Genomic DNA, 12,161 nt, shown 5'->3' on the forward strand with positions numbered 1-12,161 from the left:
TATTATACAATAGGTGAAGTCAGGGATTTTCTTAGTATCTATTTAAGGATTTTACTGACTTTTCTTGGTGTAAATAAAAATATAAGAAAAGGAGTAGTAATGTACTCACGAATAAAAAAATATCATGGACAAAAGGTTCAACGATTTTCAATCCGAAAGTATAGTTTCGGTGCAGCATCGGTAGCGATTGCTGCGCTTATGATGTTTGGAGGTGGAGCCACTGCAAAAGCTGACACTATTCAAGGAAACGATGCAAGAACGAGCTCAAATTTGTCTAATCAACAGTCATCGCCATCTCAAGAAAACCTAAATCACGAAGAGAATGTTGCGAGCTCTGATGCTAAGGGAAAAGAAATTCCTTCTAAAGATCCAGTTTCTAAACCAGTAGTAACTTCAGCTGAAGCTTTAGTTAATGAAGATAGGGTAGCACCAGAAAATATTGCAAAGGTAGACTTCAGTAAGTTATCAGAAGCGATTTCACGTATTCAATCAGCTATCGATAAAGTTGAAATTAGTAATAAAACATCAAAAACTATTGAGGATGCAAAGGCAGCACTATTAGAAGCTCAAGCTTTATCAGCAAATGATAAAGCAACTCAGGCAGAGGTAGATAAAACTGTTGCAAGATTAGGAGAAAAGGCTTTTGTAATTGAGAGCATGCCAAAAGTGTCTCCTGCTGTAGAAGATAAATCAGAAACAGAAGCTAAAGTAGAAAAAACAAATAAAAACCAAGATCCACGAAACGGAAAAGCAATTCCTGGTAAAGGGGAAAGTGGGTTTAGAGCGACTCCTACTGGTGTAGGAGAACAAGCAGCAGAAGGTCCTACTAGTAATAATAAAAGAGGGGTAGGAGCTAACCCAGTAGATAACGTTATTTCAAGTTTGAAAAATCAATTTGGAGATATTGATTTTAATACTCCAGATGTTGAAACAAAATCTGCTACTGTTGAAAATCAATATTCAAGAAATAGTACTAGTTCTCCAAATCCAGCTCCAGTAAAACTTGGTAAAATTACTTATAATTGGAAAGAAAAGAGAATTGAAAATGAAATTGATGGATGGAAAATAGAAGGGACAAATAATTATGTAACAGCGATTAAACCAGAAGCTCCAACAGAAGTTGCAGCGGATAGACCTGCTGGATTTGATCCGAAACCATCTAAAGTTTACGATAATAATGGAAGTATTGACAGACAATACAATGATACTCCTGTTCCAGGAAATCCATTAGCACCTAATAAAGCTAATCAAAACTATGCAAATGGTGTTAACTACTCAAGTGTACCTGGTGTTCCTTTAAATAATGCAGCACATTCAGCTGTAGGGAAAGATTATTATATTCAATTAAATAAGAAAGGTACACAAATTTCGAAAGAATTTAATGTTAATCCGAACTCTAGATTATACCTAAGTGTTCTAACAGGTGGTGCCTATGGGAATATGGGTACTGCTGGTACTGGTGAAAAAGTAGAAATTACAGTTAGAGATGCAGATACAGGTGAAGTTTTAACAACACTGAAAGATGCGAATAATAATAGTGAAACAACACACGTTTCAACTCCGTATGGTGATGGAGGGAATGGTAATGGTTTCGGATTCTGGAGAACGATTATCAATACTCCAAATACTACTAAGAAAATTAAAGTAACCATTAAAGCATTAGAGGATGGTCCCGCATTTAATAAAACTTATCCAGTAAAAGGAAAAACAGAAATTGAAGATGGATACTTTGTTGGTGGAGTTAACTTAACTGTTGGTGCTGCTTTAGAAATGACGACAGATGTTGTTCGTAATAATACCACGTCCGCTTATGGAGAAGATACTCTCTATAAAGACAAAGAATCAGGTCAATTAAAAGTTACTGTGAAAAACGTTGGTGGGTTACCAACGTACGGCGCTTATGAATACACAATTAAAATTCCTGAAGGTGTAGAATTAAAAGATTCAGTTAAAAAAGCGAATGCATGGAATTGGCCTGGTCCTTACCAAGTGGTATCATATGATGAAACAACTAGAACACTTAGATTGAAATTCAATGCGGGGGATTCAGACCCAGCAAAGAATGGGACAAGAACATTCGGTATTGATTTTACAACGGCAAAAAATTTCAAAGGGACAGCTACTTTCAAGGTAACTGCAGAAATTAAAGAAGGATTTACAGATTTACAAGGAAACAGGGTATTAGAAAATACAGGTGTTGTAAATCCAAATAGTCCATATAGAAATACATTCAATGCTCTAGGAAATACAGACAATCCAGATTACTACTACAATAAAACTATTTATATTGATACAGTTAAGCCACAAGCTCCAACAGTAGAAGCAGTGCATACAGACAGTATTACTGGGGAAAAAACTGACAAGAACCAACCAAAAGAATTATTAATTTCTGTACCTGCGGAGAAAGATCCTAACTTAACAGACGAATCTAGAGAAAAACAAGATATTGCAGCTAACGATAAAAATAATGGTACAAATCGAGTTCCTGATACTGAAGTAGACAATATTAAAAAAGCTATCGGTGGATTAACTTCAATGAAAGTTACGTTACCAAATAGTAAAACCCCAATTACACTAAACAAAAAAGAAGATGGTTGGTATATTGGTACTACAAAAGTTGAAGAACGTGATGGTAAATTAGTTGTTCCAGTTCCAAAAGGAACAGATTTGACAGAAGCGAATGAGACAACAAATCCTGACAAACGTATCAAAGTTACTGTGCTTGATAAAGCAGGTAACGAATCAGATCCAGCTTATGCTAATGTTCTAAACGAAGCTCCAACAGTAGCAGTTGAGAAAAAAGATTTATATGTTTATAAAACTAAAGAAGCTGACAAATGGAACAATGATAAAGTTCTAGAAAAAGCGAAACCATCTGCAACTGACTTAGAAGATGATCGTGATGGTGTTGATTCTACTAAACCAACAATCGCAGTAAGTGATGCAGGTAATCTAGATACAACTAAAGTTGGCGATTACACTGTAAAAGTTCAATCAACTGATAGTGAAGGTAAGAAATCAACTGAAACAAATGTCACTGTTCATGTCTTAGACTTAATTAAAGTAGACCCAACAGTAACAACTGATCCAACAAATCCAAGCACAACAGCTCCAGTATCTCCAAAAACAGCAGATACACCTGTAAAAGAAGGAGATGAAAATCTTGGTAAATATCCAGCAGGAGTTACTCGTGAGGACTTAGTTAAAGAAGTTACACGTACAATTAAGTATCTAAAAGAAGAAGATGCAAACAAAGATAATGCTACTCCTTTATATGCTGAAAAGGTGCAAAAAGTAACTTACAAACGTACAGCAACAGTTAATCCTGAAACAAAAGAAGTAACTTACTCTGATTGGGAAGTTTACAATGAAGCGGATAAACTAACTGATGCTAAAGCAGATGGTACTAATGGTAAGTATAACTCAGTTGAATCTCCAGTTATTAATAATTATTTATTAGTGGATAATGCGGATAAACTTGTTCCAGAAAAAGATGCTCCTAAGCCAGCACAAAATGGAACAGCAACTTCTGAAGTGAAGAAAGTTCTTTATAAAGAAATTGGTTCATTTGTACCAAACTATCCAGCAGGTAAGAAACCACAAGGAGCGCCAGATAAGATTTCTTATCCAAATAACCCGAATGATCCAACGGTTCCAGGTGATTTTAGCACGATAACAATTCCATATATCCCAGGTTATACTCCAGTATATAATGGACAAGAATTAACACCGAAAAATCCAAATGATCCAACTCAAGGCTATAAAGTTCCAGATGGATTTACACCAACGGATAAATTTGGGGAATCACCAATTACATATACACCTTCTACTCAAACAGCTAAAGTAGTGATTGAGAAGAAAGTCGATGGAGCTGCAAATGAAGTGGTTTCTAGCTTTGATTTAACAGGTAAATCTGGTTCAGAATTACCAGCAAGTACAGATATTGATAATAAAATCAAAGAACTTAAGAATCAAGGTTATGAAGTAGAAAGTGATGACTATAATACTCAGGATAATCATCACCCAACATTTGATGACAAGGAAGATATCAATGCACAAGATGGTACACCAGCACCTTCTCAAACATTCAAAATTGTGGTTAAACCTAGAATCATTGAAGTACCTTCATCAACACCACATGAAAAAGATAGTCCAGTAGATCCAAATGGAGATACCCCAGAACTTAAATGGCCTGAGGGATTAGCTGAATCTGACTTGAATACAACAGCTAAACGTGTGATTTCATATGTGAAGAAAGACTCAGATACAGCAGCTGAAGAAAAAGCTAAGGATGATACTGTTCAAACGGTGCCATTCACAAGAAAAGCAACCGTTAATCTTGTCACAAAAGAAGTAAGCTATACTGATTGGGAAAGTCCAAATAAAACATGGGATAAAGTTGGGGTAGATGTCCTACCTGGATATATTGCAGATAAAAAAGAAATTCCAGCGAAAGAAGCAGTAACTCCTGCAAAAGATACAAAAGTAATCCCTGATGAAACGGATAAAGTTACTTATACGAAGATTGGAAGCTGGATTCCTGTTGATCCAACCACTGGTAAGGATGGAGATCCGATTCCATTCCCTAACGATCCAAATGATCCAACCAAGACTGGTGAAGTTACACAAATTATTCCTCATAAAGATGGATATACTCCAAAAGATGGAAATGGAACACCATTAGAACCGGTAAATCCTGCTAAACCAGAAGAAGGATATAAACCACCAAAAATTACGGATCCAAAAACAAATATCAAGATTACTTATGATAAAGACGATCAAAAAGCAAAAGTAAAATTTGTTTCAGTAGATGATGAAGGTGTTGAAACACCATTAGATACGAAATATAATATTGATGATCTTACTGGTAAATCAGGAGATAAAATTCCAGAAGAAAAAGTTCAAGCACGTGTTGATGTTTTGAAATCTATGGGATATGATGTTGTAGATAATCCATTTGATCAGGATCCAACGTTTGATACTAAGAAAGAAATAGATCAAGAGTTTACAATTAAAGTGAAACCACAAGTTTCAACTGCAAAACCTGTTTATGTAGTAGAAGGAGATAAACCATCTTCAGAAAAATTAAAAGATGCTGTTACTACTAAAGGAAATGAGAAAACAGTAGATGAAACTAAACTTCCTGATACAACTGATAAAGTTGAGGATGACACATTAACAGCTCCTGTGACAGTGACATACGGTTCAGGGGATAATAAACGTGAAGAAACTGTTAATGTACCGATTAAAGTTGTTGAAGGATATCCTCAAATTGTTCCAGTAAGTGCAGACAAGAAACAACCGTCTCCAGAAGATAATATTGACCCAGCAGACTATCCAGATGATGCTACATATGAGTACAAAGAAGAAGTTGATACAACAACACCTGGAGATAAGAAAGTAACTGTAGTGGTTAAACAGGGGGATAAAGTACTTGTAGAAGTACCTGCAACTGTTCGTGTAGTTGATAGCACTCCACAATTTGTTGTAGCTGATAAATCCAAACCACAACCAGATGCTAAATCAAGTATCACTCCAGAAGAATATCCAGAGGGAACAACCTTTGAGTATAAAGAACCGGTTGATACAACAACAGCGGGTGAAAAAGATGTAGTCGTTGTAGCGAAATTAGATGGAGATACTTTAGTAGAAGTACCAGCTAAAGTAGTGGTAGTAAGCCCTGAGACACAATATGTATTTGAAGACCCTGCCAAACCACAACCAGATGCAAGTGAAAGTATTAACCCTGAGCAATATCCAGAAGGAACAACCTTTGAGTATAAAGAATCAGTTGACACAACAACACCTGGAGATAAGAAAGTAACAGTAGTTGCGAAAGATGGTGAAGATAAACTTGTAGAAGTCCCTACGGTTGTTAAAGTATTACCAGTTGTTAAACCAACGGGAGTAACAGTACTTAAAGATAGTACAGATTTAGAAACAATGGTTAAAGCTAAAGCTGAAGAAGTAGTTGCAGCATTACCAAAAGATAAACTTCCTGAAGGTGTGACGGTAAAAGTTAAAGAAGTTAAATCAGGAACTACACCAACAACAGCTGAAGTGACTGAAACAGGTAAACCAAAACCTGCAACAGTTGTTATTGAATATACTGATGAAAAAGGAAACGTTATTGGTACTAAAGAAGTAGAAGTTCCTGTAACAGTAGTTGGATCAACAACTAAACGAGTAGTCGTGTTTGAAGGTGATAAACCAACGAAAGCTGAAGATGCCGTAACACCAGGACAAGGCGGGACAGTTGGTAAACCAACAACATTACCAGAAACAACTGGAAAAGCAGGAACTACAGATGTAACAGTCGAAGTTCCAGTAACTTACGAAGGAATTAAAGATCCAGAACAAGTGAAAGTTCCAGTGACAGTATTGCCAGTTGCTAAAGGTGAAGTAACAGTACCAAAAGGTGAAACTACAGATAAAGTTAAAGAAGTAGCTAAAGCTAAAGCGGAAGAAGTAGCAAACTCAGCAGATTTCAAAGCTAAATTACCAGATGGTGCCAAAGATGTAGAAGTTGGAGCGATTACAGAAGAAGTGCTTGCAACCATTACATCGGAAGCAGGAACAAACAAAGGAACTGTAAAAGTCCCAGTAACCTATACAGTAGATGGCGTTAAGTATACAAAAGATGCAGAAATTACTGTAAATGTCGTTGGTTCAAATGCTGATCAAGTATACGTTGTTGAAGGCGACAAACCTGAAATAGCTAAAGTAAAAGATGCAGTAACACCAGGACAAGGTGGAACAGTACAAGATCCAACAGAAGCTGATTTACCAGATACAAAGGATAAAGTTGGAGCAACCGATGTAACAGTACCAACTAAAGTTAAGTATGCAAATGGTGAAGAGACAGTAAAAGTCCCAGTGACAGTATTACCAAAAGTAACCCCAGAAGGTGTAACAGTTCTTAAAGATAGTGATAAGCAAGAACTAGAAAAAGCTATTAAAGAACAGGCTGAAAAAGCAGCTAATAACGTGAAGGGGCTTCCATCAGGAGTTACTGTAACAGTTACAGAAGTTAAAACAGGAACAGTACCACCTACAGCAACAGTTGGTGTACAAATCCCAGCGACAGTAGTGGTAGAGTATGTGAAAGATGGTAAAGTAGTTGCGACTAAAGAGGTACCTGTACCTGTTAACGTAGTAGAAGTTGTTCCAGTCTCAATAGAGACACCAGTCACACCTACCCCATTAACACCAGAGGATTACACAAAAGGCATCAAGATTCCAGAAGGTGGCAAGGTCACAAATGTTGAAAACATTCCAGACTTAACAACACCAGGTAAGAAAGATCCAGTTAAAGTCACGGTTGAATTACCAAATGGTAAAGTAGTCACAGTAGAGGTTCCAGTAACTGTAACACCTGTTAAGGAAATTGAAACACCAGTTACGAATACACCGTTAACGCCAGAGGATTACACAAAAGGCATCAAGATTCCAGAAGGTGGCAAGGTCACAAATGTTGAAAACATTCCAGACTTGACAACACCAGGTAAGAAAGATCCAGTTAAAGTCACGGTTGAATTACCAAATGGAAAAGTGATTACAGTAGAAGTCCCAGTTAATGTAACACCTGTTAAAGAGATTGAGACACCAGTCACATCTACCCCATTAACACCAGAGGATTACACAAAAGGCATCACCATTCCAGAAGGTGGTAAGGTCACAAATGTTGAAAACATTCCAGACTTAACAACACCAGGTAAGAAAGATCCAGTTAAAGTCACGGTTGAATTACCAAATGGAAAAGTGATTACAGTAGAAGTCCCAGTTAATGTAACACCTGTTAAAGAGATTGAGACACCAGTCACATCTACCCCATTAACACCAGAGGATTACACAAAAGGCATCACCATTCCAGAAGGTGGTAAGGTCACAAATGTTGAAAACATTCCAGACTTGACAACACCAGGTAAGAAAGATCCAGTTAAGGTAACGGTTGAATTACCAAATGGCAAAGTGATTACAGTAGAAGTTCCGGTTAATGTAACGCCTGTCAAAGAGATTGAAACTCCAGTAACTANGACCCCATTAACACCAGAGGATTACACAAAAGGCATCAAGATTCCAGAAGGTGGCAAGGTCACAAATGTTGAAAACATTCCAGACTTGACAACACCAGGTAAGAAGGATCCAGTTAAAGTAACGGTAGAATTACCAAATGGAAAAGTGATTACAGTAGAAGTTCCGGTTAATGTAACACCTGTTAAGGAAATTGAAACTCCAGTTACGAAAACTCCATTAACCCCAGAGGATTACACAAAAGGAATCAAGATTCCAGAAGGTGGCAAGGTCACAAATGTTGAAAATATTCCAGACTTGACAACTCCAGGTAAGAAGGATCCAGTTAAAGTAACGGTAGAATTACCAAATGGCAAAGTGATTACAGTAGAAGTCCCAGTAGCAGTCACACCAAAGGCGACTCCAGCTCCAAGAGAAACGGTTAAAACTACCCCAATCGTAGTAGAGGTTGGAACTCCAATTGGCAAAGATGATGTTAAGAAACATGTTGAGTTACCAAAAGGTGCCGAAATCGTAGAAGTTGGAGAAATCCCAGCAACTGATACGGCAGGACAAAAACCAAGTGTTAAAGTAAAAGTGAAACTACCATCAGGAGAAATCGTAGAGGTAGAAGTCCCAGTAACAGTCATACCTAAGCATGTTGAACCATCAACTCCAAATCAACCAGCTTCTCAACCATCAACACCTAAAAATGTTGAAGTTCAAAAAGAATTGCCTAACACAGGTACAGAAGCCGACTCTAGCTTAGCAGCACTTGGACTTTTAGGTGTCTTGAGTGGATTTGGACTTGTTGCTCGCAAGAAAAAAGAAGACTAATTCTAATTAGATTTTCTGATAAGAATAAGGAGTAGGATATCATATCCGCTCCTTTTCTTTTTGGGATTGAGATGAGAGTTATCATAGCATTGGTTAAAAATTTTCGGTGGTTTTATTGTCAATTCTCTGTAGATTTTCTCGTTCTAATCCCATATAGACAAGATTACAGAATCATGATCTATAAGTTGTCTGGCTTGACTTTCTTGATGGAAATTATATAATAGTTGTAATAAAAAGAATTACAATTAAAAAAAGAGGACCATTTATGACCTATGAATACAAGAGCCACATTTATTTGGCAGAGGCAGTTTTGAATGTAAAGGATTTGGCAAGTCAAACAGCCTTTTATCAGCAAGTGCTTGGTTTAGAAATCTTATCTCAAACTGAGACAGAGTCCATTCTAGGACTTGGTGGAAAAGCCTTGGTACAGCTGATTCAAGCACAAGAGAGCGGTGAAGTAAGGGAACATTATGGTCTTTACCATCTGGCTATTCTCTTGCCGACACGAAAGGCTTTGGCTGATGTCTTGAAACACCTGACAGATTTACAGATTCCTCTTGTCGGCGGTGCAGACCATGGTTACAGTGAAGCTATTTACTTGGAAGATTTGGAGGGAAATGGCATTGAACTCTATCGAGATAAGCCAGTTTCCACATGGGATATTCGAGAAGATGGACGTATTATCGGGGTCACTGAGGCCCTTGCGGCACAGGCTATCTATGAGTTAGGGGAAAGAGTAGAGCCCTTTACTTTAGCCGAGGGTACGAGAATGGGGCATATCCATCTTTCCGTCAAGGATAGTCGAAAGTCCAGCCAGTTTTATCAAAAGGTGTTAGGGTTAGAGGATAAATTCAGTGTGCCTAGCGCTAGTTGGATTGCAGCTGGGGACTATCATCATCATTTGGCAGTCAACGAATGGGGAGGAAAAAATCTGGCTCCGCGTAAGCAAGACTTGCCAGGTTTGGCCTACTATGTCATCGAAGTCGCACATAAAGAAGAACTGTTAACGATTGCCCAGCGAGCACAAGAAGTTGATGCACCAGTTAAGTGGCTGACATCGAGCCAGCTGGAAATCACAGACCCAGATGGAATCGTGACCCGTATTCGTTTAGACAGGATATGATGACAATCAGAGGATTAATTGTAGAAAGTGCTCCCTATTCTAGTCAGATACGTAGAAATTTTGATATGATAGTAGGGAACAAGGAGAAGAATACAATGATCAGCGAATACCAGAAAATGGTAGCAGGAGAGGTTTACCGTCCATCGGACCCAGAATTGCGGGCCTTGGCTCAGGCTTCTCGCCAAAAACAGTCTGCCTTTAACAAGGAAGAAGATCCCTTGAAGGGAGTCGAAATCATCAAGGATTGGTTTGGGTCAACCGGGCAAAATCTTTATGTCAATCCACGCCTGGTGGTCGATTATGGGGTCAATATCCATCTAGGGGAAAACTTTTATTCTAATTGGAACTTGACCATGCTGGATGTTTGTCCGATTCGCATCGGGGACAATGCTATGATTGGTCCCAACTGTCAGTTCTTGACTCCCCTCCATCCATTGGACCCGCAGGAACGTAATTCAGGTGTGGAATACGGCAAGCCTATTACTATCGGAGATAATTTCTGGGCTGGAGGAGGTGTCATTGTCCTTCCTGGAGTGATACTGGGCAATAATGTTGTTGCAGGAGCAGGGGCAGTAATTACCAAATCTTTTGGTGATAATGTTGTCCTAGCTGGCAATCCTGCGCGCGTGATTAAGGAGATACCTGTGAAATAGAAGTAGAAGAGGCTGGGAAAAACTTAATTTCAAGAAAAATGAAGTAAATCTTTCAACAATAAAACGCATAATATCAAGGTTGTTCTGTACTGACCCCAAAAAGTTAGACAATTAATTTATCCAAAGGATTTAGTTCTGTATTGTACAGGACTGAGTCCTTTTAGTTTTACCTTAATTCGTTTATTGTTGTAGTAATCAATATAGTCAACAATGGCTTGTTCCAATTGATTAAGTGATTTAAAGGTTTTCTCATAACCATAAAACATCTCCGATTTCAGAATGCCAAAGAAAGATTCCATCATACCGTTGTCTGGACTGTTACCTTTACGTGACATGGATGCTTGAATTCCCTTACTCTCTAGGAACTGATGATAAAAATCGTGTTGATATTGCCAGCCTTGGTCACTATGGAGAATTGTATTTTCGTAGTGCTTCTCTGTGAATGCCTGTTCCAACATTGTTTTTACTTGTTCTAAGTTGGGTGAAGTTGAAAGATTATAGGCGATAATTTCACTATTAAAGCCATCTAAAACTGGTGATAAGTAAAGCTTTTGAGCACTTGCTGGAATGGAAAATTCTGTCACGTCTGTGTAGCACTTTTCTATTGGTTTGGCTGCTTCAAATTGGCGTTGAATGAGGTTATCTGCTTTCTTGCCAACGTCTCCTTTATGAGAAGAATATTTTCGTTTCTGTCGCATTTTAGCTTGTAAATTGAGTACTTTCATCAAGCGTTGAACTCTTTTCTGATTTACCAGATAACCACGATTTCTTAGTTCTAAATGAACCCGACGATAACCATAATTTCCCTTGTGTTCGATAAAAATGGATTGAATTTCAGCTTTAAGTTCTTGGTCCTTATCTGGTTTATCTAGCTGTTTCAAGTGATAGTAGTAGGTTGAACGAGCTAGTTTAATGGCTTTTAGAAGAATATCTAACGAAAACTCAGTCATTAATTCTTGAACAATTTCTGTCTTTCTTCTTTCTCTTTTTCCTCCTTCAATCGGAGTTCTCTTAACTTTTTTAGGACGGCATTCTCCGCTCTCAGATACTCATTTTCTGCTTGAAGACGTTCTAATTCTGTCCTCTCTTCAGGTCTCGTTTTTGGCTTACGTCCCATTTTAGGTGCTCTCCCTCTTGTTTTCTCAACAATAGTATACCCGTTTTTCTTGTATTGTGCTAGCCAATTAAGAAGTATCGTACGACTCGGGAGGCCGTATTCAAGAGAAACTCTATCTTTAGTCCAGCATTCATGTAAGACTTTATGAATCATTTCTTGTTTTAAATCAGGAGAATAGTAACGATTTTTTCCTTTTTTGACGAACTCTATTCCGTAACGATCAATCAATTTAATCATGTACCTAATATTAGAATTGTTTATCCCAAATTTATTTGAAAGCTTCTCTATGCTATATCCTTGTTTTCTAAGTTCATAGATTTGAACTTTATCATCATAAGTTAATTTCATAATAAAAACACCCCAAAAGTTAGATTTTTTCTGTCTAACTTTTGGGGTGCAGTTCATTCATTACCTGATA

5 protein-coding genes are annotated in these 12,161 nt (G+C 37.7%); 4 read left to right on the forward strand and 1 reads right to left on the reverse strand.

Translation table 11 applies throughout. The features are described from left to right. Positions 1 to 99: 99 nt before the first annotated feature. From D7D54_RS09660 to D7D54_RS08615, 4 genes are all read left to right on the forward strand, one after another. A partial coding sequence (locus D7D54_RS09660) for a mucin-binding protein (RefSeq protein WP_419965908.1) occupies positions 100 to 8,035 on the forward strand: 7,936 nt, incomplete at its 3' end. Between the two features lie 356 nt (positions 8,036 to 8,391). Continuing rightward, positions 8,392 to 8,850 (forward strand): LPXTG cell wall anchor domain-containing protein, encoded by a 459-nt coding sequence (locus tag D7D54_RS09665; protein WP_419965909.1) that lies wholly within the window; start codon positions 8,392 to 8,394, stop codon positions 8,848 to 8,850. Between the two features lie 265 nt (positions 8,851 to 9,115). Further along, positions 9,116 to 9,973, forward strand: a complete 858-nt coding sequence (locus D7D54_RS08610) for a VOC family protein (protein WP_120719242.1) — start codon at positions 9,116 to 9,118, stop codon at positions 9,971 to 9,973. Positions 9,974 to 10,068: 95 nt separating this feature from the next. Next, positions 10,069 to 10,626: a sugar O-acetyltransferase gene (locus D7D54_RS08615; protein WP_049552378.1), complete on the forward strand. Its 558-nt coding sequence runs from the start codon at positions 10,069 to 10,071 to the stop codon at positions 10,624 to 10,626. Positions 10,627 to 10,742: 116 nt separating this feature from the next. Here the strand turns inward: D7D54_RS08615 and D7D54_RS08620 are convergent. Next, positions 10,743 to 12,091 (reverse strand): IS3 family transposase gene (locus D7D54_RS08620; RefSeq protein WP_120719025.1). Its coding sequence is split into 2 segments (ribosomal slippage): positions 10,743 to 11,650 and positions 11,650 to 12,091, totalling 1,350 coding nucleotides; the frame shifts between segments, so codons are not numbered across the junction. Positions 12,092 to 12,161: the final 70 nt, after the last annotated feature.

This window comes from Streptococcus chosunensis (assembly GCF_003626515.1).
Classification (GTDB): domain Bacteria; phylum Bacillota; class Bacilli; order Lactobacillales; family Streptococcaceae; genus Streptococcus; species Streptococcus chosunensis.

Coding starts and splice junctions, on each gene's coding strand:
- D7D54_RS08610 (WP_120719242.1), top strand. CDS start 9,116: ATGACCTATGAATACAAGAGCCACATTTATTTGGCAGAGGCAGTTTTG.
- D7D54_RS08615 (WP_049552378.1), top strand. CDS start 10,069: ATGATCAGCGAATACCAGAAAATGGTAGCAGGAGAGGTTTACCGTCCA.